Annotated in this window: 23 protein-coding genes; 15 read left to right on the forward strand and 8 right to left on the reverse strand. The window is 67.8% G+C overall.

All coding sequences use genetic code 11. The annotated features are described in order from the left end of the window. Positions 1-161: 161 nt before the first annotated feature. From WS61_RS19515 to WS61_RS19525, 3 genes are read left to right on the forward strand one after another with little or no spacing between them, the layout of a single operon-like run. Positions 162-1,673 (forward strand): TolC family protein, encoded by a 1,512-nt coding sequence (locus WS61_RS19515; protein ID WP_257127305.1) that lies wholly within the window; start codon positions 162-164, stop codon positions 1,671-1,673. Further along, positions 1,666-3,867 (forward strand): type I secretion system permease/ATPase, encoded by a 2,202-nt coding sequence (locus tag WS61_RS19520; RefSeq protein WP_059502525.1) that lies wholly within the window; start codon positions 1,666-1,668, stop codon positions 3,865-3,867. The genes WS61_RS19515 and WS61_RS19520 overlap by 8 nt, the downstream gene beginning before the upstream one ends. Further along, positions 3,864-5,036, forward strand: coding sequence for an HlyD family efflux transporter periplasmic adaptor subunit (locus tag WS61_RS19525; protein WP_059502527.1), 1,173 nt, complete (start codon positions 3,864-3,866; stop codon positions 5,034-5,036). Before WS61_RS19520 ends, WS61_RS19525 begins: the two co-directional genes overlap by 4 nt. Positions 5,037-5,054: 18 nt before the next feature. Here the strand turns inward: WS61_RS19525 and WS61_RS19530 are convergent, their stop codons facing one another. From WS61_RS19530 to WS61_RS19545, 4 genes are all read right to left on the reverse strand, one after another. Further along, positions 5,055-5,615, reverse strand: a complete 561-nt coding sequence (locus WS61_RS19530; protein WP_059502529.1) for a DUF488 family protein — start codon at positions 5,613-5,615, stop codon at positions 5,055-5,057. After that, complete coding sequence (locus WS61_RS19535) at positions 5,612-5,839, reverse strand: DUF2945 domain-containing protein (protein ID WP_059502531.1); 228 nt, start codon at positions 5,837-5,839, stop codon at positions 5,612-5,614. Before WS61_RS19535 ends, WS61_RS19530 begins: the two co-directional genes overlap by 4 nt. Positions 5,840-6,417: 578 nt before the next feature. Continuing rightward, positions 6,418-7,356 carry an NAD(P)-dependent oxidoreductase gene (locus WS61_RS19540; RefSeq protein WP_059502533.1) on the reverse strand — a complete coding sequence of 313 codons (939 nt, stop codon included), beginning with the start codon at positions 7,354-7,356 and terminating at the stop codon, positions 6,418-6,420. A 167-nt stretch (positions 7,357-7,523) separates the two neighbouring features. Further along, positions 7,524-8,777, reverse strand: coding sequence for a LysR family transcriptional regulator (locus WS61_RS19545; protein ID WP_059502790.1), 1,254 nt, complete (start codon positions 8,775-8,777; stop codon positions 7,524-7,526). Between the two features lie 474 nt (positions 8,778-9,251). On the opposite strand from WS61_RS19545, the gene WS61_RS19550 reads away from it, so the two are divergent. The 11 genes from WS61_RS19550 (at position 9,252) to WS61_RS19600 (ending at position 22,186) form a co-directional block, all read left to right on the forward strand. Beyond that, positions 9,252-9,791 carry a hypothetical protein gene (locus WS61_RS19550; RefSeq protein ID WP_095211781.1) on the forward strand — a complete coding sequence of 180 codons (540 nt, stop codon included), beginning with the start codon at positions 9,252-9,254 and terminating at the stop codon, positions 9,789-9,791. A 78-nt stretch (positions 9,792-9,869) separates the two neighbouring features. After that, the gene (locus WS61_RS19555) at positions 9,870-11,174 is read left to right on the forward strand and encodes a gallate dioxygenase (RefSeq protein WP_059502536.1); all 1,305 of its coding nucleotides are present in this window, start codon (positions 9,870-9,872) and stop codon (positions 11,172-11,174) included. Positions 11,175-11,308: 134 nt separating this feature from the next. Then, on the forward strand, positions 11,309-12,658 hold the full coding sequence (locus WS61_RS19560) for an aromatic acid/H+ symport family MFS transporter (protein ID WP_059502794.1): 1,350 nt from the start codon (positions 11,309-11,311) through the stop codon (positions 12,656-12,658). Between the two features lie 73 nt (positions 12,659-12,731). After that, positions 12,732-13,757: an amidohydrolase family protein gene (locus tag WS61_RS19565; protein ID WP_059502538.1), complete on the forward strand. Its 1,026-nt coding sequence runs from the start codon at positions 12,732-12,734 to the stop codon at positions 13,755-13,757. A gap of 2 nt (positions 13,758-13,759) precedes the next feature. Then, positions 13,760-14,443 (forward strand): 4-carboxy-4-hydroxy-2-oxoadipate aldolase/oxaloacetate decarboxylase, encoded by a 684-nt coding sequence (gene ligK / locus WS61_RS19570; RefSeq protein ID WP_059502540.1) that lies wholly within the window; start codon positions 13,760-13,762, stop codon positions 14,441-14,443. Positions 14,444-14,457: 14 nt separating this feature from the next. Then, positions 14,458-15,165, forward strand: a complete 708-nt coding sequence (locus tag WS61_RS19575) for a substrate-binding domain-containing protein (protein WP_179949691.1) — start codon at positions 14,458-14,460, stop codon at positions 15,163-15,165. Between the two features lie 198 nt (positions 15,166-15,363). Next, entirely contained in the window at positions 15,364-17,172 is a 1,809-nt protein-coding gene (locus WS61_RS19580) for a tannase/feruloyl esterase family alpha/beta hydrolase (RefSeq protein ID WP_059502542.1), read from the forward strand. A 67-nt stretch (positions 17,173-17,239) separates the two neighbouring features. Beyond that, on the forward strand, positions 17,240-18,454 hold the full coding sequence (locus tag WS61_RS19585; RefSeq protein ID WP_059502544.1) for a porin: 1,215 nt from the start codon (positions 17,240-17,242) through the stop codon (positions 18,452-18,454). Between the two features lie 368 nt (positions 18,455-18,822). Next, a complete protein-coding gene (locus WS61_RS19590) occupies positions 18,823-20,112 on the forward strand; it encodes an FAD-binding oxidoreductase (protein WP_059502546.1) in 1,290 nt (429 codons plus the stop codon). A 17-nt stretch (positions 20,113-20,129) separates the two neighbouring features. Then, on the forward strand, positions 20,130-20,687 hold the full coding sequence (locus WS61_RS19595) for a helix-turn-helix domain-containing protein (RefSeq protein ID WP_059502548.1): 558 nt from the start codon (positions 20,130-20,132) through the stop codon (positions 20,685-20,687). Positions 20,688-20,839: 152 nt separating this feature from the next. After that, positions 20,840-22,186, forward strand: coding sequence for a glutamine synthetase family protein (locus WS61_RS19600; RefSeq protein WP_059502550.1), 1,347 nt, complete (start codon positions 20,840-20,842; stop codon positions 22,184-22,186). 25 nt (positions 22,187-22,211) lie between these two features. On the opposite strand, the gene WS61_RS19605 is transcribed toward WS61_RS19600, so the two are convergent. The 4 genes from WS61_RS19605 to WS61_RS19620 all read right to left on the reverse strand — a co-directional run bounded on the left by WS61_RS19605 (position 22,212) and on the right by WS61_RS19620 (position 24,684). Continuing rightward, on the reverse strand, positions 22,212-22,739 hold the full coding sequence (locus WS61_RS19605) for a GNAT family N-acetyltransferase (RefSeq protein WP_059502552.1): 528 nt from the start codon (positions 22,737-22,739) through the stop codon (positions 22,212-22,214). Between the two features lie 47 nt (positions 22,740-22,786). Continuing rightward, the gene (locus tag WS61_RS19610; RefSeq protein ID WP_059502554.1) at positions 22,787-23,173 is read right to left on the reverse strand and encodes a lysozyme inhibitor LprI family protein; all 387 of its coding nucleotides are present in this window, start codon (positions 23,171-23,173) and stop codon (positions 22,787-22,789) included. Between the two features lie 54 nt (positions 23,174-23,227). After that, positions 23,228-23,992: an N-acetylmuramoyl-L-alanine amidase gene (locus WS61_RS19615; protein ID WP_059502556.1), complete on the reverse strand. Its 765-nt coding sequence runs from the start codon at positions 23,990-23,992 to the stop codon at positions 23,228-23,230. A gap of 239 nt (positions 23,993-24,231) precedes the next feature. Beyond that, positions 24,232-24,684, reverse strand: coding sequence for a type II toxin-antitoxin system RatA family toxin (locus WS61_RS19620; protein ID WP_059502557.1), 453 nt, complete (start codon positions 24,682-24,684; stop codon positions 24,232-24,234). Between the two features lie 192 nt (positions 24,685-24,876). Between WS61_RS19620 and WS61_RS19625 the strand changes: the two genes are divergently transcribed. Then, on the forward strand, positions 24,877-25,917 hold the full coding sequence (locus tag WS61_RS19625; protein ID WP_059502558.1) for a bifunctional nicotinamide-nucleotide adenylyltransferase/Nudix hydroxylase: 1,041 nt from the start codon (positions 24,877-24,879) through the stop codon (positions 25,915-25,917). Positions 25,918-25,949: the final 32 nt, after the last annotated feature.

A 25,949-nucleotide genomic window follows, 5' to 3' on the forward strand; every position in this document is an offset into this window, starting at 1 on the left:
CGTCGTCGCCGCTGCCGAGCGGCCGGCTGACCGATTCGTTCGAGACCGCGGCGCGCGTGCCGGCTGACGCGGTCCACGCGGCCGCGGCGCCGTCAGCGCATTCATCGACGCCCGCGCCGCCCGCTCCCCCCAGGCCGGCCGCTCCGCCAGTGCAGACGGCGATGGCGACGGCGTCGTTCGTGCCGCTGCCTGCCGGCATGCCCGTTGCCGCACCGCGCCGGCACGTGGCGCCGCCGTTGCCGCCCGCGGACCCGGCGCGGCGCATCGTCCTCGCGAACCTGTCCCGCGCGATGGCGCCGATCGATCCGCAAGCGCCGGTTCCGCCGCTGCATGACGGGATGACGGCAGGGGTGACGACGATCACGCCGGACAGACCGGACGCGTTCGATGTCCCCGCTGCCGGCCGCGCCGAGGATGCCGAGGATGCCGCCGGCGACTCGGGCGAAACGCTGCGCATCGCGCTCGATCGTCTGACGCTGCGCGACGCGGTCGGTGTCGCGATCGCGCGCCATCCCGACATCGGCCGCGCCCATGCGGAAGTGGCGCAAAGCGTGTCGGAGGTCGAGGTCGCGAAGGCGGCCTGGTACCCGAAGATCGACTACGGCGTGCGTCCCGGCTATGGCGGCAGCTTCGGCAGCAACGGCAACCGTACCGGCACACGTGCATCGATCGGCGTGTCGCAGTTGCTGTACGACTTCGGCCGCACGTCGGGCCGGATTTCCGCGGCGGACGCGACGCGCAGCCAGAAGCAGTACCAGCTGGCCGACACGATCGAGACGGTCGCGTACCAGACGGCGTCGACGTTCGTCGAACTGGCCGCCAGCCAGGACGTCGTCGCCGCCGCGCGGCGCCAGGTCGCCGCGCTGAGCGACACGCGCACGAAGATCCTCGATCGCGTGCGGGCCGGACTGTCGGTTTCGTCGGACCGCAACCTGGTCGAACTGGCGATCCTGCATGCGCAGGCGGAAGTGCTGAAGGCCAACACGCGTTTCGACGTCGCCGCCGCGAAGCTCACCGAACTGATCGGCGCGCGCCCGCGGCGCGTGGCGAATCTCGGCGGCACGGTGGATTTCGTCGGCGATCTCGGGTATGCCGGCGGCGACATCGAGCGAACGCCGTCGGTGCTTGCCGCGGCGGCGGCCGTCGATGCGGCCGATGCGCGCGTGCGGGTCGCGCAGTCGGAGCGCTTCCCGTCGATCGGGATCGGCGCGAGCCGGTCGATATCGAGCGGCCGCCCCAACGCCACCAACGACACGTGGATCGGTTTCGCGGTGAGCGGCAATTACTCGCTGGGCGGCCTGGCGAAACACCAGATCGCGGCCGCCGAAGCCGAGCTGCGCGCGAACCGCGAAAGCCTCGAGAACCGGCGGCTCGTCACGCGCAGCGCGCTCAAGTCGGCGGAGATCGAAGCGTCGGGCGCCGCGGCGCGCCTGAACAGCTACGAGAAGGTGACCGCGCTGTCGCGGGCGTCGCGCGACCTGTACTGGCAGGAATACATCCTGAACAAGCGTACGTTGACCGATGTCGTGAATCCGGAGCGCGACATCTTCGAATCGGAAGTCGAGTCGATCAACGCGCTGGCCGACGGCGCGATTGCACGCATCAAGGCATACGTGGCAGTCGGCAAGTTCGTCGAATTGCTGCGCGAACACGAAGGGAGTCGTCATGAATGATGCGTTTCGCGCCGGCCGCGATGCCGGCGCCGACATCGCGCGCTGGGCCGACCCGCTGATTTTCGCGGCGCGGCATCTCGGCCTGGCCGTTTCGCCGGAGCAGGTGCGCGGTGCGGCATCGTGGGCGAGCGTCGCGGACCCGGACGCGGCCGTCGTCGAAGTCGCCGCGTCCGCAGGCCTGGCCGCGCAGTTCGTCGCATTGCCGCCGGCGCGGCTCACGCCGGTGATGCTGCCGGCGCTCGCCGTGTTCGACGATGCGCATGTCGGTGTGATCGTGTCGGTTGCGGCGGGGCGTGCGGTCGTTCAATTCGTCTTCGACGGCAAGCCGCTCGAACGCGCGATCGATCTGGACGCGCCGGCGCCGGCGTGGCCGGCCCGCGTACTGATCGTCCACGAGCGGGTCGCGCGGCGTGACGAGCGCGTCGACGGCTACCTGTCCGCCAGACCCGACACCTGGCTGCACGATCTGTTCTCGGCGCAATGGAGGGTGTTGCTCGATCTCGGCGCCGGCTCGCTGTTCGGCAATCTGCTCGCGATCGCGACGTCGCTGTTCGCGATGCAGGTGTGGGACCGCGTGGTCCCGGCGCGGGCGACGCATACGCTGTGGGTGCTGGCCTCGGGTGTCGTGCTCGCGCTCGCGCTGGAACTGCTGCTGCGTACCGCGCGCGTGTCGATTGCCGATCATTTCGGCAAGCAGGCGGACCTCAAGCTGTCCGCGATGTTCTTCGCGCGCGTGCTCGACATCCGCAACGACGCGCGGCCGCGCTCGCCGGGCACGCTGGTCGCCCAGCTTCGGGACCTCGAACAGCTGCGCGAGCTGCTGACGTCGAGCACGATGGGCGTGCTGATCGACATCCCGTTCGTCGTCACGTTCCTGTTCATCATCTGGCTGCTCGGCGGGCCGCTCGCGTTCGTGCCGCTCGCGGCGATCCCGCTGCTGATCCTGCCGGGCGTGCTTGCACAGATCCCGCTGGCGAAGCTGTCGAACCGGGGGCTCGAGGAATCGGCGCTGCGCAACGCGATCCTGATGGAGGCCATCTATCGCGCCGAAGACATCAAGGCGTTGCAGGCGGAGCCGCGATTCCGGCAGCTGTGGGCGCATACGAATCGCGTGAATGCCGATATCGGCTTGCAGCAGCGCCGGCTGGCGGGCCTGCTGGTCAATCTCGCGCAGACGGTGCAGCAGCTTGCCTACGCCGGCGTGCTGGTCGCCGGCGTGTACGGCATCCTGGACTCGAGCCTGTCGTTCGGCGCCGTGCTCGCCTGTTCGATCCTGACGAGCCGCACGATCGCGCCGCTGGGGCAGATTCCCGCCGTGCTGTCGCGCATCCAGAACGTACGGGCGGGCAAGAAGGGGCTCGACAACCTGCTCGCGCTGCCGATCGACCACGATCCGGCGGTCGATGCGTATCACAAGCCGGCGCTCGTCGGCCGATATCGCTTCGAGCAGATCGGATACAGCTTCGATCCGCAGGAAAAGCCGGTGCTCAGTATTCCGAATCTGTCGATCGAGCCCGGCGAGCGGGTTGCGATTCTCGGCCGGGTCGGCGCGGGAAAGTCGACGCTGCTGAGGCTGTTCGGCGGGCTCGCGACGCCGGTGCAGGGGCGCATCCTGTTCAACGACACGCCGATGCCGCTGATCGACGTCGCCGATGTCCGCCGCGACGTCGGGATGCTGCTGCAGGAATCGAGCCTCTTCTACGGCACGCTGCGAGAGAACCTGCTGATCGCGAATCCGCTCGCCAGCGACGACGCGATGCTTGCCGCGATGAAGGTCGCGTGCGCGGACCAGTTGCTGCTGCGGCAGCCGCACGGCCTCGACATGAAGCTGCGCGAAAGCGGCCTTGGCCTGTCCGGCGGCCAGAAGCAGGCGCTGATGCTGGCCCGCGTGATTCTGCGCTCGCCGAACGTGTTGCTGCTCGACGAGCCGACCGCCTCGCTCGACGAGGCGACCGAGCGGGCGATCGTCGAGCGGCTGCAGCAATGGCTGGGCAATCGCACGTTGATCGTGGCGACCCATCGTTATCCGGTGCTGTCGATCGTCGATCGCATCATCGTGCTCGATGGCGGGCGCGTGGTGCGCGACGGTCCGAAAGACGAGGTGCTGGCCGCGTTGCGCGGCGCCGGCACGCCGGCGCCGGCGGCCGGCGGCTCGCGTCCGTTGCCGGCACGGATGGCGGGAGAGATGCAATGAGCGATTTTCCGTGGTCGGCGCACCGCGTGCGCGAAGCGGCACCCGCCCGGCGGATGCTGTGGCTGATCGTCGCCGCGCTGGCGATCTTCCTGGTGTGGTCCGTGTTCGCGAACCTCGACGAAGTCGCGGTCGGCGAAGCCAAGGTCACGCCGGCATCGAAAGGGCAGGTCATCCAGAGTCTCGAAGGCGGCATCCTGCTGGAGCTGGCGGTGCGCGAGGGCGACGTCGTCGACGCGGGCCAGCGGCTCGCGACGCTGGATCCGGTGCTCGCGCGCGCGTCGATGGAGGAAACGCTGGAGCGGATCACCGCATTGCAGGGCCGCGCCGCGCGGCTGTATGCGGAGATGAACGACCTGCCCGGCATCGACTTCCCGGCGGAACTCGCGAACGAGAAGGCCGTGACCGCGCGCGAGCGTCAGCTGTTCGTCGCCAACCGGCGCGCGTTTCGCGAAAACGTCGCCAACCTGCGCGAACAGTTGCGCCTCGCCGAGGACGAGCTCCGGATTGCGTTGCCGCTGCTGAAAACCGGCGCGACCAACGAGGTGGAGGTGCTCCGGCTGCGGCAGAAGGCTGCCGAATTCTCGACGAAGCTCGCGGCGGCGCAGAGCGAGTACTACGTCGCGCTGAAAGCCGACTACTCGAAGACGATGGCCGATCTCGAACCGCTGCTCAAGGTTCGCGAAGGCCGTGCCGATCAATTGCGACGAACCGTGATTCGCGCGCCGGCGCGCGGCATCGTGAAGGACATCCGCGTGTCGACGGTCGGCGGTGTGATTCCGCCGGGCGGCATGCTGATGGAAATCGTGCCGCTCGACGATCAGTTGTTGATCGAGGCGCGCCTCAGCCCTCGCGACATCGCGTTCGTTCATCCGGGGCAGGACGCGACCGTGAAGATCACGGCGTTCGAATCGTCGATCTACGGCTCGCTGCCGGCGAAGGTCGAGCGGATTTCGCCCGACACGATCGAAGACCAGGTCGACCGGCGCGTGTATTACTACCGCGTCTACGTGCTCACGCAGCATGCGTATCTGGAAACCCGCGACGGCAAGCGGCATCCGATCCTGCCGGGCATGGTCGCGACCGCCGAGATCCGCACCGGGCGCCGCACCGTGTTCGACTACCTCGTCAAGCCGCTGAACCGGGCCGCCGAGGCGTTGCGCGAACGCTAGTGCGCCGGCGCGGCACGATCATGCGTGCGGTGCCGAATCGCCGCGTTCGGCATCCGGATAGACGATCGTGCCGTCGTCCCGGATCACGGCGCCGGCCGTGAGCCGCGCGGGTTCCACGCGGTTGCGGCCCATGATGTGCAGCACCGTTTCGCCGCGCGCGATCAGGTAGTCGGACACGATTCGCCGATGGCAGCGCCACCACACGGCTTCCGAGCACATGATCGCGCAGCGCTGCGCGTGCCCCCGTGCGATCAACCGGTCGAGGCCCGCTCGAAACTCCGGCGACAGCGCGTAATCCGCGTAGCGGTGAAAGCTGCGGTTCGTCCAGAAATCGTTGACGTCGTCGGGCACGCCGAGCGACTTGCCGCGCAGGCCGCCGAGTTCGGCTATGTGTTCGTACGCGATGTCGGCGGCGGCGAGTGCGTCTGGCAGCGTCGCTTCGTTGAATTGCGGATGAGTGCGCGAGCGGGGCATCTTGCGGATATCCGCGAGCAGCGCGATCTCGACCGCGTCGAGCAGGTCGACGAATTCGTCGAGCGTGCGGTTCGAATGGCCGATCGTGTAGAACGGGAGCGTCATGCGTCGTCCCTGCCGGCGATGCGTTCGAGCACGCGGCCGCGATGTGCGGCGACGTGGTCGGTGCGGTCGCTCTTGATCTCGTACTGCGGATCGTCGGGCGACGCGCGATGGCGATGGCCCTTGTAGTCGAAGTCGGCGGTGTGGATCGCGACGATCGTGCCGGTCACGTAGCCGGCCTCGGAATTCCAGCGGACGTGGTCGCCCAGTCTGAATGGGGTGGTCATGCCGGGGTGCCTCCTTGTGTCGATGCGTGGCGGGCCGGCCTTCGCGACCGGGGCGGTGCGCGCCGGGAAGCCGCGGGGAAGAGCGCGCATGGATTCATTATCGGCCCGCACGCGGCGAAAGACACGGGCGTCGGCGGCGCCGTGCCGCGTGCGCAATCGGCGTGCCTTTCATTTCCGTGGAGGCCGACGAAACTGGAATTGCTCTTCTCTTTTGGAATGCTTGGGAAGGCCGGTGTATCAAGCTTCGCCGGTGCGACGCAACTCATCGGAGTGCATGTGGACTTCCAAAACTTCCAAACAAACGATTGGAAAAGTCGATGCGTGAACTGGAGTTGCGCGATTTCTGCGACGCAGGCGAATGTGTTTGGACTGGAACCGGATTGTGTTGCGTGAGGACATGTATCGGACGAGGACGCCGGCAATTGCATTCTCCGACGCAGCCCGCTGCGGGTCGCGCACTCCTGTTCAGGCACGGATCGCATTGCTCACCGGTCTCCATGGGCCAGGGGTGGTCGCAACGCTGGCCCCGTTGGCGTGCCCCGGCGCATTGAACCCGAGCGATGCGGCGCTGCCGCCGCTTAGTCATCGCGACCGGCGCCGTACGTGGGCGGTGTCGGCGCCGACACCGGCCGATTACCCAACCGGTCGAGCACCGCCTTCCAGTCGAACGGCAGCAGCGCGTGGTAGTCGAGCCCGTGGGCGGCCATCCTGTCGACGAATCCATCCTGCACGCGAGCGCATGCTTCGCTCATCTCAGGCGCGACGCCGCCTTCGCGCAGCGTGTCGCACACTTCGCGCATCTCGGCCGCGCGCCGGCGGCCATGCTCGGCGACGCGGCCGATCAGGTAGCCGGGCAGATCGGGCCGCGTCGCGAACGTGTCGAAGGTCTGCCGCAGCGACGCGAGCACCAGCGCGTCCGCACCATACGCGCGGGCCGCGCTCAGGCATTCGACGGTGAGCGCCTCGATCCCCTTGATCATCACGCTGCGGCACATTTTCGCGGCCGACGCGGCGCCGACGCGTGTCGACACGGCCCGTGCAGCGAAGCCCAGCGTGGTCAGCTCGCGTGCGACCGCATCGGCCGACGGACCGGCCAGCAGCATCGGCACTGCGAGGCCGTGCGGCGGCACGGGCGCCATCACCGCCGCTTCGACATAACGGCCGCCGGCGGCTTCGATCAACTGCTGGCCGTGCTGCTTCCGCGCCGGCGATACCGAGTTGATGTCGATGAACGTCTGGTCCGCCCGGATGTGCGCGGCGACCACGGCGGCGACTTCCGCGTCGGACGACGCCGTCACGGCCGACACGATCCAGTGCGCGTCGCGGATCGCGGCGGCAACCGTCGACGCGGCTTCGACATGCACGCGCGTAGCCTTGTCGCGCATCGCGCTCGCCGTCCTTGCATCGTCGAGTTGCCGGTCGTACATCGTCACGCGGACGTTGCGCGCGGCGAGTGCGCCGCCGAGCAGGCTGCCCGCTTCGCCGAAGCCGATGAACGCTATCGTCGGGTCGATCATGCGTGTCGCTCCTGATGAAGGTGATGCGCGGGCTGGCCGTCCGGTATCGCGACGCGTGACGGCAGCGTCGCGCTTCGGCCGGCAGCCGCAGCGTATATCGATCGAATTGTGCGGCAACGCATGGGGCGGGCGCGATGCGAATCCGGCGCGGCAGCCATGCGCTTTCGTTATCGCGCAGCGGCTGTAGCGTGCGGCGCGCGCGCGACTTCGGTCGCGACCACACGGATCGCATCGATCAACGCGCGTGCCGCCGGCGACGGTGGGCTGCCGGTGCGTGTCATCAGTCCAATGTCGCGGGCCGTTTCGCGCATCGGCACATCGAGCACGGCCAGCAACCCCGCGTCGCATTCGTAGCGCAGTTGCTGCGCGGACAGCACCGCGAGCATGTCGCTATGCAGCAGCAGGCCGCGAATCACCGCGAGGTCGGCACTTTCGACCGTCGGCATCGGCGGCTTGAGTTTCATGCGCCGGAACAGCGATTCGAACAGCCCGCGCGCGGGCGAGTGGCTGCGCGGCAGGATCCATTGCGCGCCGGCGAGGCTCGCGAGCCCGAGGTTCCGGACGCCGGCGAGCGGATGATCGTGCCGCGCGAGCACGACGAGGTTCTCGGACATCAGCCGCTCGTTTTCGAGGTCGCTCGCCGGATCGCTCGGGCGCAACGCACCGAGGATGAAGTCGACGTCGCCCGCGCGCACGCCGGCCACGAGCGCCTCGTAGGCGCTTTCGTCGGTGATCACGCGCACCTTCGGAAAGCGCGTGACGACGCGCGCGACCGCTTCGGGCAGTATCAGCGTGCGGCCGAGCGGCAGCGCACCGACGGTCACGATGCCCTGGATGCTGCCGTGCAGCGCGGCGACGTCGTCCGCGACGTGCCGCAGTTCGTTCAGCGCGCGCCGCACGTGCAGCAGGAACGTCTCGCCGTCGGCCGTCAGAAGCAGGCCGCGCGGATGTCGATGGAACAGCGCGAAACCCGCGCCGCTCTCGAGAATCCTGATCGCGCTGCTGACGGCCGGCTGCGTGACGCCGAGCGCACGCGCGGCGCTCGGCATGTGCCGGTGCCGCGCGAGCGTCGAGAACAGCTGGAGCCGCCGCGTGTTGAGCAGATACGCGGGCAGGCCGCTGTCGGCTGACGCGCGGCGGCGCGACTGGCGCAGCGCACACCAGTTCGCGAGCGCGCCGAGTTCCGCGATCACGCGTTCGCCGCGCTTGAGCGCAGCACGACCGACCGGCGTTGCGAGCATGCCGGACGGCTTGCGATCGAACAACGCTGCGCCGACGGCCGCTTCGAGTTCCTGCACCGCGCGCGTGACGGCCGACTGCGCGCGAAACAGCCTCGCGGCGGCGCGGCTCACGCTGCCCGTCTCGGCAACGCGCCGCACTGCGTACAGGCAGGCGAGGTTCGGAAGTTCGGTGTTGTCCATGGGCATTCGGGCAGTGTGCGTCGCCGGCGGCGGCACGCGCGACATGCGTGCAGCCGTACGGCCCGCGCCGGCGATGCAGCGGGTTGAACGACTTTACCGGAACGGTGGCCGCGCAGCTTGCGTCGTGCTTGTCGAGCCATCTGTTTTATTTATCGGCGGCGAATCGCCGGGCGACCGGTTGCGGCGCGTGCGCCGCCGAACGCCGACGCGCGCGCGCCATATCCGGCGGGCTTCCGGGCCATCGGAGGCGCGGTTCGCGTGCCGGTTGAAAGCTTGCCGGATAGGCGGTTTCTCCCGAATATAAGGGTTTTCCCGGACTGTGTTGCAGCGCCTGCGGCTGAGTAATTTCAATCCCGGGCGCCGCAAGCACGCGGTTGCCGGCACATCGGACCGCCATCTGATTCATTGTTCGTCCGATCACGAAAAGGGGCTGGCGTGCGACGCGGCCCCTGCAACTACGAGCGAGGCAGCGTAATGGGACGACAGCACATCATTGGAGCCGGCGCATCGGCGGGCGCATCGGCGCGCAGCACGCGGCTGTCGGACACGATCCGCGCGGGCATTCGCGGCGGCTTCGCAGGCGCGGTGCTGATCTGGGTTTACGAGGCGCTCGTGTGGGTCGGCGCGCAGCACCTGATGCCGCTCGCCGGCATCCCGCGCAACGCGACGGGGCTCGTGTTCGGCAAGGCCGCACAGGATGCGCTCGGCATCGGCGCATACTTCATCGGCACGGCGATCCATTTCGTGTTCGCGCTGTCGTGGGGCATCGTGTTCGCGGCGATCTGGCCGTGGTTCCGGCGGCGCGGCTTCGAGGCGACGTTCGTCGCGCTGTTCTTCGCGATCGTCGCATGGATCGTGATGCACGCGCTGATCATGATCGCGTCGAGCAATCATCCGAACTATTTCGACCCGAACGTGATCATCGGCGGGTTCATGTCGCATTTCGTATTCGCCGTTCCGCTCGCGCTGGTCGTCAAGCGCAGCCTTGCGCCGCAGCCGCACGGGCGCGCGTAGCGAGCGAACGCGCACGCATTCAATCGGCAACGGCCGGCACGGCCGGACCGCATCAGAGCACCACGAAGGAGCATTGGCATGGCACGGATTATCGGAGGCATCGCGGCCTCCCACACGCCCACGATCGGGTTCGCGTTCGACAAGAACAAGCGCGACGATCCGGTCTGGGCGCCGATCTTCGAAAACTTCGCGCCGCTGGCCGCGTGGCTCGCCGACAAGCGTCCCGACGTGCTGCTGTTCATCTACAACGACCACGTGACGTCGTTCTTCTTCGATCACTACTCGGCGTTGTCGCTCGGCGTCGGGCCGCAGTGGCATCCGGCGGACGAAGGCGGCGGCGCGCGCGACCTGCCGCCGATCGCCGGCCATCCTGCACTCGCCGCGCATATCGGCCAGTCGCTGATGGCCGACGAGTTCGACATGTCGTTCTTCCAGAACAAGCCGCTCGATCATGGCTGCTTTTCGCCGCTGTCGGTGCTGTGTCCGCACCGCCCCGACTGGCCGGTGCAACTCGTGCCGCTGCAGATGGGCGTGCTGCAGTTGCCGGTGCCGTCCGCGCGCCGCTTCTACCGGCTCGGCCAGGCGCTGCGCCGCGCGATCGAAAGCTTTCCGGAGGACCTGCGCGTCGCGATCGTCGCGACCGGAGGACTGTCGCATCAGGTGCACGGCGAGCGTTCGGGCTTCAACAATCCCGAATGGGACGCGCGTTTCCTCGATCTGCTCGAGCGCGACCCCGAGCGCCTGGCTGGCATGCCGCTCGGCGAATACGCGGCGCTCGGCGGCTTCGAAGGCGCCGAGGTCGTGATGTGGCTCACGATGCGCGGCGCGTTGCCGGCGGGCGTCGTGTGCCGGCACCGCGGCTACTACCTGCCGTCGATGACGGGGATCGCGACGGCCGTCTACGAGCCGGCGGACACCGACGTCGACGAGGCGGCGGCCGAGCGTCACCGGCAGCGGATCGCGGCCGAACTCGCCGGTGTCGAACAACTGCCCGGCACCTATCCGTTCACGATCGAGCGGGCCGTGCGTGCGTACCGGATCAACGACTATCTGCACCGGATGATCGAGCCCGCGCATCGCGCGCAGTTCGTGAGCGACCCAGAAGCGAGCTTTGCCGCGGCGGGCCTCAGCACGGAGGAGCGCGACCTGATCCGCCGGCGCGACTGGCTCGGCCTGCTGCGCTACGGCGTGATCTTCTTCCTGCTCGAAAAGCTCGGCGCGGTGACGGGCGTATCGAACCTGCATATCTACGCGGCGATGCGTGGCGAATCGCTGGAGGATTTCCAGCGCACGCGCAACGCGCCGGGCGCGCTGTACTCGGTGGCCGGCAAGAGCGCCGGGCCGCTCGGCTGGGACGGCGCGGACAAGCCGGGCAACACGTAACGCAGGACGAAGGCGCGCGCGGGATCGCGGCGCCTGCGGGGCCGGAAGGCCGACACGCCGGAAGCGTGCCAAACCCTATAAATAGGATGACGAATCAATAGATCGATCGTCGCCAAGGAGACAGGAGAGTCATGATGGCAAGTGGAAAGACAATCGACATCAAGTCGTTCATCGACGAGCGGCCGGTGTCGCGTTACCAGTGGCTGCTGGTCGTGCTGTGCTGCCTCGTCGTGATCGCCGACGGGATGGACGTCGCGATCATGGGGTTCGTCGCGCCGTCGGTGATTCGCGACTGGGCGATCTCGCGGCCGGAGTTCGGCCTCGTGATGAGCGCGGCGCCGATCGGACTCGTGATCGGCGCGCTGCTGGCCGGCCCGAGCGCCGACCGGTTCGGGCGCAAGCGCGTGCTGATCGCGTCGGTCTTCCTGTTCGGCGTGTTCACGATCTTGACCGCGCACGCGCACTCGCCGTTCGAGATGGCGATGCTGCGGCTACTGACCGGCATCGGTCTGGGCGCGGCGATGCCGAACACGACGACGCTGTTGTCGGAGTACGCACCGCAGCGGATGCGCGCGCTGATGATCACCGTGATGTTTACCGGCTTCAACCTCGGCTCGGCGCTGATCGGTTTCGTCGCCGGCTGGCTGATTCCGCTGCACGGCTGGCGCTCCGTGCTGTTGTTCGGCGGCGCGCTGCCGCTGCTGCTGATTCCGCTTCAGCTTTGGCTGCTGCCCGAATCGGCGCGGCTGCTGGCCGTGCGCGGCGCGCCGTCGCAGCGCATCGGCGCGCTGCTGACCCGGGTGTGTGGCGGTCGATTCAGCGGCAACGAGACGTTCGTGTCGAACGAGCCGCCACTGCCGACGCGCAAGCCGATCGGCGTGCTGTTCTCGCAAGGCTATGGCCGCGTGACGTTGTCGTTGTGGATCACCTATTTCATGGGTCTGCTGGTGATCTACCTGCTGACCGGCTGGCTGCCCACGCTGATCAAGGACGCGGGCCTGTCCGTCAGCACGGCCGCGAACGTGACGGCAATGTTCCAGATTGGCGGCACGATCGGCGCGATCGGGGTGGGCTGGCTGATGGATCGCGTACGGCCGGCGCCGGTGATCGGTATCGCGTATCTCGGCGGCGGGCTGTGCGTGGCCTTGCTCGCATGGGCCGGTGCGTTGTCGTCGTCTCTCGCGCTGCTGGTGTTCGCGGCCGGCTTCTGCATGAGCGGCGCGCAGACCGGGCTGAACGCGTACGCGCCCGGTCGCTATCCGACGGTTGCACGCGCAACTGGCGTGAGCTGGATGCTCGGAATGGGCCGCTTCGGCAGCATCTTCGGCTCGGCGATCGGCGGCGCGCTGCTCGGGTTCGGCTGGAAGTTCGACGCGATCCTGTCGATGCTCGCGGTGCCGGCCGTGCTGGCAGCGATCGCGATCGTGACGACGCAGCGTGAGGCCGTGCCCGAACCGCAGGAACTCGAAAACCCGGCGCACTGACGCACGTCGCACACCGCCGTCCGGCGCGGTCGTCGGCAGGGTGCCGGACACCTCATCAAACGCAGGAGCATCAATGATCATCGACATCCATGGCCACTACACCACCGCGCCGAAAGCGCTGGAAACGTGGCGCAATCGCCAGATCGCCGCGCTCGGCAGTCCGTCGGAGCAACCGAAGGTGGCCGAGCTGAACATCAGCGACGACGAACTGCGCGAATCGATCGAGCACAACCAGTTGCGGCTGATGCGCGAGCGCGGCCTGGACCTGACGATCTTCAGCCCGCGCGCGAGCTTCATGGCGCATCACATCGGCGATTTCGCGGTGTCCAGCACGTGGGCGGCCGTGTGCAACGAGCTGTGCCATCGCGTCCATCGACTGTTTCCCGATCGCTTCGTGCCGGCCGCGATGCTGCCGCAAAGCCCGGGCGTCGATATCGCGACCTGCATTCCGGAGCTCGTGCGTTGCGTCGAGGAATACGGTAACGTCGCGATCAACCTGAATCCGGATCCGTCCGGCGGCCACTGGACGAGCCCGCCGCTGTCGGATCGCTACTGGTACCCGATCTACGAGAAGATGGTCGAGTACGACATTCCCGCGATGATCCACGTGAGCACGAGCTGCAACGCGTGCTTCCACACGACCGGTGCGCACTACCTGAACGCCGACACCACGGCGTTCATGCAGTGCCTGACCTCCGATCTGTTCCGCGATTTTCCGACGCTGCGCTTCGTGATCCCGCACGGCGGCGGGGCGGTGCCGTATCACTGGGGACGGTTCCGCGGGCTCGCGCAGGAGCTGAAGAAGCCGCTGCTGAACGACCATCTGCTGAACAACGTGTTCTTCGATACATGCGTGTATCACCAGCCCGGCATCGACCTGCTGACCGGCGTGATTCCGGTCGACAACATCCTGTTTGCGAGCGAGATGATCGGCGCGGTGCGCGGCATCGACCCGGAGACCGGTCACTACTACGACGACACGAAGCGCTACATCGAAGCGTCGTCGCTCGATGCTCGAGCGCGTCACAAGATCTACGAAGGCAATGCGCGGCGCGTGTATCCGCGTCTCGATGCGCAACTGAAAGCGAAGGGGCTTTGATCATGACCGAACTCGGCGTGGTGTATCGCACGATCCAGCGTGCGGATCAGGATGTGGCGGCGCGGCTCGGCGCGCTCGGCTCGGCAACGGTGCACGAGGCGATGGGCCGCACGGGGCTGCTGAAGCCCTACATGCGGCCGATCTATCCGCGTGCGCAGGCGTCGGGCACGGCCGTCACGGTGCTGCTGCATCCGGGCGACAACTGGATGATGCACGTGGCAGCCGAACAGATCCGGCCCGGCGACGTGGTCGTCGCGGCAATCACCGCGGATTGCACGGACGGCTATTTCGGCGACCTGCTCGCGACGAGCTTCAAGGCACGCGGCGCGCACGCGCTGATCATCGATGCCGGCGTGCGCGACGTCGCGGTGCTCGAGGCGATGCAGTTCCCGGTCTGGAGCAAGGCGATTTCGGCGAAAGGCACGATCAAGGCGACGCTCGGTTCGGTGAACGTGCCCGTCGTTTGTGCGGGTGCGCTGGTTCATCCTGGCGACGTGATCGTCGCGGACGACGACGGCGTGGCCGTGGTGCCGGGCGTGCGCGCGGCGCAGGTGCTCGAGAAGGCGGCGGCCCGGGAAGCGAACGAAGCGGCGAAGCGCGCGAAGCTCGCGTCCGGCGTGCTCGGCCTCGACATGTACGACATGCGCGAGCCGCTGCGGCAGGCCGGCCTGCGCTACATCGACTGATGCGGGCGGACGCGATGATGCAGGCACCGGAAGCGGCCGTGGCCGTCACGGGCATTTCGTCGATGGCGACGCGGCCGGTGCTCGCGCGGCTGGCCGCCGCTTACGAGCGCGACACGGGCACGCGCGTCGCGATTACGTCGGTCGGCGGCGTCGACGCCGCCCGACGCGTGCGCGACGGCGAGCCGTTCGATGTCGTCGTGCTCGCGTCCGATGCGATCGAGCGACTCGCGGCGGATGGCCACGTCGAGCCGGGCAGCCGCGTGGACGTCGCGCGATCGGGCATCGCGGTCGCGGTCGCGAGCGGCGCGCCACGGCCGGACATCGCTACCGAAGCTGCGTTGCGCGATGCGATCCTGCGCGCCGGACGGATCGGTTATTCGACCGGGCCGAGCGGCACGCACCTGATGCGCCTGTTCGCCCGCTGGGGCATCGCCGACGCGATCGCGCCGCGCATCGTACAGGCCTCGCCGGGCGTGCCGGTCGGCGCGTCGATCGCATCCGGCGACGTCGAGCTCGGCTTTCAGCAGATGAGCGAGCTGATGCACGTACCGGGCGTCGCCCTTGTCGGCGCGCTGCCCGCCGCGGTGCAGGCGGTGACGGTGTTCGCCGCCGCGGTCTTGGCCGTCACGCACGATCGCGCGGCCGCGACGCGGTTCCTCGCGTATCTGGCGTCGCCGCAAGTCGAACACATCAAGCGGGAACACGGGATGGAGCCTGCATAACGCCGATGCGGCCGGATCGATAAACGAATCGGATGGGATTCACCGTTCTTCGCAACGGGTTCTCGCGACGAGATTAGTTATGCTGATGAAGTGGTGAGTGGCAGTCCGGATCGCGCGATCTATCGAAGAATCAATACAACTCGCCGCGCAGCCCGGCCCGGGCGAGCGGCATATCCAGCAGAAAGACAGGAGACAGGCATGCAGACGAACTGCAGGGCAGGGTGGATGAGGCGCGCATGGCATCGCGCGAAACGCGCAACGTGCGATGCACTGACCAGGGCGCTGGCGATCGGCCTCGTATGGCTGTGTGCTGCGTTGACGGGCTGGCCGAATGCGGCGAATGCAGCGAGCACCGCCGGGCTCGCGAATCTTCCCGCGGTGATGCCCGCGATGTCGTGCCCGTCGGTCGCAGCGCTCGACCTGAGCGGCGTGACCGACGGCACCGTCACGATCACGTCGGCGGTGCTGCTGCCGGCCGGCACGGTCGTCGGTAACAATACGTTGCCGGCGCCGGTGTGCGACGTGAAGGGGACGATCGGCCCGGGCGCGTCGCTGTTCGAACTGCAACTGCCGACGCGGGGCTGGACGCAGCGTTACCTGCAGACGGGTTGCGGCGGCCTGTGCGGCAACCTGTCCGTCAACGCGCCGATGGCATCGACGTGCGTGCCGGTGACGAACGGGACGATCGCGATGGCTGCGACCGACATGGGCCACGAAGGGGGCAACGACGGCTCCTGGGCACTCGACCCGAAGGCGAAGCTCGACTTCGCCTATCGCGCCGAACACGCGACGGCTCAGGTCGCGAAGGCAATCATCGGCAAGTTCTATGCACGGCCCGCGCGCTATGCGTACTTCGACGGCTGCTCGGACGGCGGCCGCGAGGCGCTGATGGAGGCGCAGCGCTTTCCCGACGATTTCGATGGCATCGCCGCCGGTGCGCCGGCGAACGACCTGATCGTGCAGAACACGTTCCACCATGCATGGCCGAACGCGGTCAACACCGACCCGAAGACGGGCAACACGATCCTGCTCGCCGGCAAGCTGCCGATGCTGCACGCGGCCGTGCTGAAGGCGTGCGACGGGCTGGATGGCGTGATCGACGGCGTGATCGATAACCCGCGCGCGTGCCGGTTCGATCCCGCGACGATCATCTGCGCGCAAGGCCAGTCCACCGCGACCTGCCTGACGCCGCAGGAAGCCGACGTCGTTCGCCGGATTCACGACGGCGCGACGACCGCGGACGGCACGCGGCTCGAGCCGCTCGTCTCGCGCGAATGGGGCTCCGAGCTGAACTGGACGCTGTTCGTGCCGGCGACTGCTACCGCACAGAGCGGCACGATCGGCTTCGTGCTGCCGTTCCTGCGCTATCTCGACTACTACAACGCATCGTATCCGTCCGCCGCGATCGGCGATTTGAAGTTCACGCTCGACGGGTTCGCGAAGACGGTACCGGTGTCGAACTACCTGGCCGCGACCGATCCTGACCTGAGCCGGTTCGCCGGGCGCGGCAGCAAGCTGCTGATGTGGCACGGCCTGGAAGACCAGCACATCTCGCCGCGATCGAGCATCGAGTACTACGAAGCGATGAAGCGCTACATGGGCGACGCAAGAGTCGACCGCTTCGCGCGCTTCTACTTGTTCCCGGGCGTTGCGCACTGCGGCGGCGGGCAGGGGCCGAACGTGTTCGACATCCTGTCGCCGCTGATGGCGTGGACCGAGACGGGCGCGACGCCGGGCCAGATCGTGGCATCGATCGTCGACGGGAACGGTAATGCGACGCGCACGCGTCCGGTGTTCCCGTATCCGGCTACCGCGCGCTACACGGGCACGGGCAGCACCGACGACGCGGCGAACTTCGTCGCCGATACGCCGAAGGCCGACCCGTTCGTCGACCTGCATTGGGCCGGCGAATGGCTGTACTCGCCGGGTTACGAAGCGCAATGTCAGGCCCAGGGTTCGCAACTCGTTTGCAAGGGCGGAAACGGCTGGCATGCGTATCGTCCGTGACCCGACGGCGGTACGCGCTGATCACGACAACTCATACATTCAACAAGGCAAGGAAGGAGACGGATCGATGAAGAAGCAGGCATCACGGGTCGCGCTGACCGCCATCGCGATGGCGGCGGCCGCACCGGCGTTCGCGCAGAGCAGCGTCACGCTGTACGGGATCGTCGACAACGGGATCGGCTACCAGAGCAACGCGACGGCGCTCGGCTCGACGAGCGGCGGGAAGTCGGTGGTCAGGATGAACCAGGGCGTGTGGGCCGGCAGCCGTTTCGGCTTGAAGGGTGCGGAGGATCTCGGCGGCGGCACGAAGGCGATCTTCACGCTCGAATCGGGTTTCAACTCGGGCACCGGCGCGACGCAGTACACCGATGCGATGTTCGGGCGGCAGGCGTGGGTCGGCCTGACCCATGCGACCTACGGCACGCTGAGCGCGGGACGGCAGTACGCGTCGTACTACCAGACGATGTCGGCGTTCAGCCCGACGACGTGGATCACCGGCTACTACGGCGCGCACCCGGGCGACGTCGACGGGCTCGACACGATCTACCGCGCGAACAACACGCTCGAATACACGTCGCCGAAATGGTACGGGCTGACGCTGAGCGGCTCGTATTCGCTCGGCGGCGTGGCCGGCAGCACCAATGCCGGCTCGACATGGGCAGCCGGCATCCAGTACGCGGCCGGCCCGCTCGGCGTCGGCGTCGCGTTCGAGCGCGTGAACAATTCGAATACGGCCGGCGGCACGTGGGGCGCGAATTCGACGACGTCGAACGGCGGCGCGCAGGTAGGTGTGTCGGCGCTCACGAACGGCTACCAGACCGCGAAGGCGCAGCAGCGGTTCGCGGTGGGCCTGAGCTACCGGATCAGCGACGCGTGGGATGCGACGGCCACATACACCAACACCGAATACATCCCGGGCACGGCGTCGAAGTTCGTCAACACCGCGATTTTCAACACGGCCGGCGCGGTGCTGCACTGGAAGCCGTCGGCTGTGTGGGATTTCGGCGCAGGTTATGCGTACACGCGTGCGACCGAGGCGAACGGCATCACGGACAGCGCGCAGTATCACCAGTTCAACCTGTCGCAGTATTACTCGCTGTCGAAGCGCACGGGGCTGTACCTGCTTGAAGCATATCAGCACGCGAAGGGCAAGACGCTCGGCACGAGCGGCGCGGGCAGCATCGTCGACGCGACCGCGACGCTGGGTGACGGGTTCAACTCCGCGCCGTCGTCGACCGGGAACCAGTTCGCGTTCGGTGCGGGCATCATTCACCGGTTTTAGACGCGCCGCGCGCGTTCCGGCGCTGGACAATGGCGGCTATACGTACGCGCGGCATAGACACGCGCCTGGCGTTGCGCAGCAAGCGTGTGGCCCGCCCGGCGTTTTCAAGCCGGTCCCAGGGTTGGCGGCGGAGGTGCTTTACCTCGCCGCCGGCTTGGGCGTGACGCTGCTGATGTCGATGACGGCGACGGCGATCAATCTGGGGGCGGCTTCGGTAAGGGCCTGGAGCGGAGTCGCTCCTTCCAGTCTCGAACTCGCCTGAACAGAGTGCAACTTTAGTTCGTCGGACTATTTCCTCCGACGACATGGACGTCGATCCCCCGCTTGCCTGCATGAAATTTCATGGCGAAATTTTCACGGGAGCCCGCATGTTCGTGCAGTCCGACCGTCACGTCGCAAGCTACTACGCCGGTACCTATCCGGCGCCGATCCCGCATCGGCCGGCGCTGGACGAACGCATCGACGCCGACGTGCTGATCGTGGGGGCGGGCTTCAGCGGGCTGCATACGGCGCTGCGGCTCGCGCTTGCCGGCAAGCGCGTCGTCGTGCTCGAAGCCAGCCGCGTCGCGTGGGCCGCATCGGGCCGCAACGGCGGACAGGCGTTGCTCGGCTGGTCGTGCGACATGCAGCCGCTCGAGGATGCGCTCGGCCGCGACGGCGCGCGCCTGCTGTGGGACAGCATGCGCTGGGCAGCGGCCGAGGTGCGCGAACTGCCGGCGCGGCACGGTTTCGACATCGACTACCGGCCCGGCAGCCTGTGGGCCGCGGTGCGGCCGCGGCGCGTCGCGATGCTGGCGCAGGCGCGCGACGAGGCGGCCGAGCGGTGGGGCTACGATCGGCTGCGCGTGATCGGGCGCGACGAGATGCCTGAATGGATCGGCGGCACGCGCTATCTCGCCGCGCTCCACGATCCGGAGGCCGGCCACCTGAATCCGCTGAAGCTCGCGCTCGGCCTCGCGCGGACGATCGAGCGCGCGGGCGGCCGCATCTTCGAACGGAGCCGCGTGCTCGACTGTCGCGAGACGGCGGGCGGCCACGTCGCCCGCACGGCGTGTGGCGAAGTGCGTGCAGACGTGCTGGTGCTCGCCTGCAATGCGTACGTCGACCGGCTCGATCGCGACCTCGCGCGCCGGCTGCTGCCGGTCGGCACGTACCGGGTCGCGACGGCGCCGCTCGCGCCCGACGTCGCGCGTGCGCTGCTGCCGCGCAACAGCTGCGTGATCGACAACCAGTTCGTGCCCGACTATTTCCGCCTGAGCCCCGACAACCGGCTGCTGTTCGGCGGCGGCTGCACGTATCTCGGCGGCATCCCGGCCGATATCGCGGCGGCGACGCGCCCGCACCTCGAACGCGTGTTCCCGCAACTGGCCGGCGTGCCGCTCGACTACGCGTGGGGCGGTCACATCGACATCAGCATGCGCCGCACGCCGGACATCGGCCGCCACGGGCAACGCTTCTGGCTGCAGGGCTTTTCAGGGCACGGCGTGCTGCCGACGCTCGCCGGCGCGCGCGCGGTGGCCGACGCCGTGCTCGGCGACGCCCGCCTGCTCGCGCAGTACCAGCGCATCCGCAACCCGCGCTTCCCCGGCGGCGACCGGCTGGCCGCACCGCTCGAAGCGATCGGCAAGGCCTGGTACCGTCTGCGCGATACCGTTTGATTGCACCGGAATCCATCATGAACGAACAGGAAGAGATAGAAAGTCTGGCGATCCTGATCCGCGACCTGCGCAAGCATCGCAAGGTCACGCTGAACGATCTCGCCGAACGGATCGGCCGCTCGGTCGGCTTTCTGTCGCAGGTCGAGCGCGGGCTGTCGCGTCCGACAGTCGCGGATCTCACCGCGATCGGCGAGGCGCTCGATGTACCGACCACGTATTTCTACAGCCTGAGCAAGCCGCGCAGCGTGCCGTGGGTCACGCGGCCCGACGAACGCCGCACCGTGTATTACGCGGCCGGCATTACCGACATCCTCGTGTCGCCGAACATGCGTTCGCGCTTCTCGATCCTCGAAAGCCATCTCGCGCCGGGCGCGAGCAGCGGCGAGCGGCCGGTCGACGACAGCGACGAGCAGGGCGGCTTCGTGCTCGAAGGAGAACTGACGATCTGGCTCGACGGCGACGACACGCCGGTCACGCTCGGCCCGAACGATGCATTTCAGCTTCTCGCGCACAAGCGCTTCCGGTATGCGAACCTGACCGATGCGCCGACCCGCGTGATCTGGGTGTTCACCTGAGTGGCCGGCGGGGCGGGCGATGTCGGAGGCCGCCGCGCCACGCAGCCTGTTTGCAGTACTGATCGACCTGCGGCATGCGTTGCAACGTGCGCCGCATGAACCCGGTTCGCCGCGCTGCGGCGCCGCCATACGAGACATGGAAAGGATGAGACATGGCTGACGTCGTTCCCGCGCTGGTCGGTGAAGTCCGCGCATTCCGGCAGGCGCATCCCGAGATCCGTTATGTCGACCTGATCTGCCTCGATCTCCCCGGGCATTTCTACGGCAAGCGCTATCCGATCGACGCGCTCGAGAAAATCGCGTCGGGCGCGCTGCTGAAGCTGCCGCAGAACTGCGTGCTGCTCGGCACGCAGGGCGGCCTCTACAAGATCGGCGATTACTGCTTCAACGACGGCGATCCCGATGCGCCGCGCCGCCTGATCCCCGGCACGCTGAAGCCGGTGCGCTGGGAGCGGCAGCCGCTCGCGCAGATGCTGATCAGCTCCGACGGCACCGATTCCCCGATCGAATTCGAGCCGCGCGAGGTGCTCGCGCGCGTGCTGCGACGGTTCGCGGCGCGCGGCATCCGGCCGGTCGTCGCCTTCGAGCTCGAGTTCTACCTGTTTGCCGCGCAGCTCGAGCAAGGCATGCCGCAGTATCCGCGCGACCGCCTGAGCGACGACCGCGACGATCAGCCGAACATGCATATCGAACGCCTGTCGCGCTTCTCCGACGTGCTGCACGAGATGGTCGACGCCGCGCGCGAGCAGGGCGTCGATGCGACGGTGATCACCGCGGAGCTCGGCCCCGGTCAGTTCGAGATCAATTTCGGGCATACCGACGACGCGCTGCGCGCGGCCGACTGGTCGGCGCTGTTCTGCCGCAGCACGCGCGGCGTCGCGTTGCGGCATGGCTATCGCGCGAGCTTCATGGGCAAGCCGTACCTGCACGCGCCGGGCAGCGGGATGCACGTGCACGTGAGCCTGTACGACGAGCCGGGGCGCAACCTGCTGGCGGCGGACGGACAGCGGCCGTTGCGGCATGCGGTGGCCGGTTGCCTCGCGCTGCTGCCGCATTGCATGCCCGTGTTCGCGCCGAATCACAATGCGTTCCGGCGCTACGGGTCGATGGTGAACGCGGCGAGCCGCGCGAGCTGGGGTTTCGAGGATCGCGACGCCTGCATCCGGGTTCCTGAGTCGGACGCACGCAATCTGCGGATCGAGCACCGGCTCGCGAGCGCGGATGCGAACCCGTACCTGGTGCTTGCTGCGATCCTCAGCGGGATGGAGTACGGGCTCGATGCGCGGCTCGAGCCGATCGCGCCGCTCAACGAGGATCGCGGCAGCGGCATCGATTTTCCGAAGGAGATGCTGTCGTCGGTCGCCGCGATGCAGGATCATCCGGCCGTGCGCGACAGGCTCGGCAGCGAGTTCGTGATGGTGTACTGCGAGAACAAGCGGCAAGAGGAGCTGGATTTTCGCAACGAGATTGGCGCGCGGGAGTATCGGTGGTTTCTGTGAGTGCCGCGTGTGTCGACGAAGCCGGTCAAGGAAGTGCGCGCCAGTAGCGCACTTCTTCGATCGGCGTTCCGTCGATCTCGAAGGTCTTGACGTCGTCTTCGGAGACGAAGCCCTCCCGTTCATAGAATGCTCTTGCACGACGGTTTTCGACGAGTACCCAGAGCGATACCCATGCGTGACCCGCGGCGTGCAGCGATCGGCATGCATGCTCGACCAGCGCCGCGCCGATGCCTTGCCCGCAATGCGACGGATGCAGATAGATCGCTTCGATTTCACCCCACGCATGATCCTTGTCGGCATCGCGCGTCGGACCATAGGCGATCCAGCCTGCCGCGTCGTCGCCTGTGAACGCGAGCGCGACACGCGGGCGACCGGCGTCGAGCGCGCCGCGCCACAAGATCGTGCGTTTTTCGACCGAGAGACCGGCGAGGAACGGGGCCGGCATGATACCCGTGTAGGTGGCCTGCCACGACGCGACGTGGATGTCGGCGATGGTCGGTGCGTCGGCGGATGTGGCCGCGCGGATGTCGATCGTCGTCGTGTTCGGTGCCATGCGTGCCCCGTGTGATCGGTTGCAGTATGCCGTGTGACTGCCCGACCTTACTCGCCGAGCTTCGACGTCACGCACCCGGTGCTCGAGCATTCGCGCTCACGCTCGCGCAGGAACGACAGCCGCGACTGCGTCATGTCGTTCGCGCACTGGATATCGACGAGGTAGCTGCTGCCGCGCGCCTCGCTGCACTGCGCGTCGCGTTGTTTCAGCCACGCGAGCTGGCCGGCCTTCAGCGTCGCCTGTTGATCGCCGCTCAACTGCTTGCGCAGCCGGCCGTATTCGTCGTTGAGATCTCGGTCGGACTGCGAGAACTGCGTGCTCGTGCAATACACCTGGTCGAACGCGCTGCGCGGCTTCCCGCAGCCGGCCGCGTGCGCGGCGAACGGAACGGCGAGCGCGAGCAATGCGGAGGAGGCGAGCAGATTCTTCTTCATGGTGATGCTCCTGGCTGGGTGAAAACCGTCGAATCCGACGGGCGATGACGTCGTTCATTCGGGCGTCGTACATGCGTCGATGCCGCCCGCGATCGCGGCGGACAGGCGCTGGATCGTCTCGCGCCGCGCGAGCCGTGCTTCTTCGTCCGGATTGACGATCACGCCGGCTTCGACGAGCACGGCCGGAATCGGCGCGGTACGCAGCACGACGAGATCGTCGAAGCGATGGATGCCGAGCGACGGATCGATCAGCGGGCGGTTCTCGCCGCGGATCGGCTGCGCGTGATACAGCGAAGGCCGTTCGCCGGCCGCGACCAGCCGCTGGGCGATCGCCTTCGCGCAACGCAGGCTCTGCGCGTAGTGCGGATTGCGCGCCGACACGAACACCGAGAAGCCGCGGAATTCGCGTTGCCGGCCCGCGTCGATGAACTGCTGCTGCATCGAGTCGTGATGGATCGACACGAACAGGTTCGCATCGGGCGCCTGCGTCGAGCGCCGATCGAGCGCGATCTCGCGGCCGTCCGCCGACGTGCGCAGCACGCGGTCGCCATGCGCGGCGAGTTTGTCGGCGACCGCGCCGGACAGGTCGAGGTTGTACAGGTATTCGACGCGGCCGCTCGCACCGGTGGAGCCCGGATGCGCCGGCGTATGACCGGTGTCGACGACGATATAGCGCCCGGTCGCGGGCCCGGTAACCGGCGTGCCGGCGGTGTCGGCCGCGTGCAGCGCCAGCGGTGCGCCGAGCAGCGGGGCGCACGCGAGCACGCGCGCGGCGGCGCGCACGAGCGGGCGAAGGCGTCGGAGGGTTCGATGCGTCATTGTTGTTGTCGAGAGGGGCGTACGGCGCGTCGATCGGCGCGCCATCGTCGGCCTGCTCAATGCAGTCGGAATGTCGCGCGATTATAGCGGGTGGCGGCGCTGCAATGACGAAACGGCTGTCGTCGCACCGGCCGAAAGCCCACGCTCAGGCCGCCCGCGCCGGGCCGCGCGCATGGCGTCAAGGGCGCCGTGCGCATGTCGGGATGGCGCGCGCGCAGCGTACGGCCGCGGTGCGCCGGTCAGCGCGGCAGCGCTTCGGCTTCGGCCCAGCGCTTGAACGAATCGAGGCGCCGGCGCGTTTGCACGAGATAGAACGCACCGATCAGCGGTTCGAGCAGCCAGCGCAGCCAGGATGGCTGCGCACGGAAGTGGTACGTGAATTTCACCTCGGTCGACCCGGGCGTGTGCTCGGTGAAGTTCCAACTGCCGCTGAAGCGTTCGAGCACCTTCGGCCCTTCGACCATTTCGACGGCGGCGACCTGCGGCGGACGGTACGAGATGTAGCGCGACACCATCGTCGCGCCCGACTGGCTGCGACAGAACGCGTCGACGCCGACATCGGCGGTCGTTCCGTCGAGCAGATACGCATCGATGAGAAAGTTGTCCCACACGAGCCGCCGTCCGTAATCCTGCGACCACGTGAACAGGCGCCTGCGATCGACCCCGACGGTTCGGCTGACTGAGATCCTCATGAGGGCGGGCGCCAGCGGCGCGGATTGGGATGCGATCGAGTGTACTGCGTCAAAAACGCGTGTTTCGTCAGACTTCGTCAAGTCGAGCGTGTGCTCGAATACGCCCGATTGACGCACCTCGGGAATTACCCTAGGATTCATTCCAACCCTTCGGGACAGACCCGGAGCGTTTCAATCTCTTGAGGGAGCCTCATGAGTACGCAACAGAACCGGCGCTTCGACGCGCTCGTTTTCATTGGTCGTTTCCAGCCTCCGCATCGCGGTCACCTGAACGTGCTGAAGTCGGCACTGAGCCGGGCCGAGCGCGTGTGCGTGCTGATCGGGTCGACCGACAAGCCCCGCACCATCAAGGATCCGTTCTCGTTCGACGAGCGCCGCCAGATGCTGGCTTCGCTGCTCGACGCGTCCGAGTGCGATCGCGTGACGATCGCGCCGCTGCAGGATTCGACCTACAACGACGGCGACTGGGTGCGCTGGGTGCAGGAGGCCGTCGCGTCCACGCTCGGCGACATCGCGCAGCGCAAGGTCGGGCTCATCGGCCACGAGAAGGACGCCACGTCGTATTACCTGCGGATGTTCCCGCAATGGGAGCTCGTCGACGTCGACGCGACGGAAGACATTTCCGCCACCGAGATCCGCGACCAGTATTTCGCCGAACGAACCAACAGCTTCGTGCAGTGGGCCGTGCCGGAACCCGTGTTCGGCTGGCTCGAGCGTTTCCGTACGCAGCCGGAGTTCGCGCAACTGAAGTCCGAGGCGGAATTCATCGCCGCGTACCGCAAGGCCTGGGCCGCTGCGCCGTATCCCGTCACGTTCGTGACGGTCGATGCGGTGGTCGTGCACTCCGGGCATATCCTGCTCGTGCGCCGCCGCAGCGAACCGGGCCGCGGCCTGTGGGCGCTGCCGGGCGGATTCGTGAACCAGGACGAGCGGCTCGATGCCGCATGCATCCGCGAGCTACGCGAGGAAACCGGCCTCAAGCTGCCGGAGCCCGTGCTGCGTGGCTCGATCAAGGATCGGCAGGTGTTCGATCACCCGACGCGGTCGCTGCGTGGCCGCACGATCACGCATGCGTGCCTGTTCAACTTTCCGACCGGCGAGCTGCCGCGCGTGAAGGGCAGCGACGACGCCGACAAGGCGCGCTGGGTTCCGCTCAACGAATTCGCGCAGATGCGCAACGTGATGTTCGAGGATCACTTCGACATCGCGTATCACTTCCTGGGGAAGCTGTGACCCGCTGATTCCCCGCATTCGGTCCGCCGCGA

Origin of the sequence: Burkholderia sp. ABCPW 11 (assembly GCF_001523445.1) — a bacterium.
GTDB lineage: Bacteria > Pseudomonadota > Gammaproteobacteria > Burkholderiales > Burkholderiaceae > Burkholderia.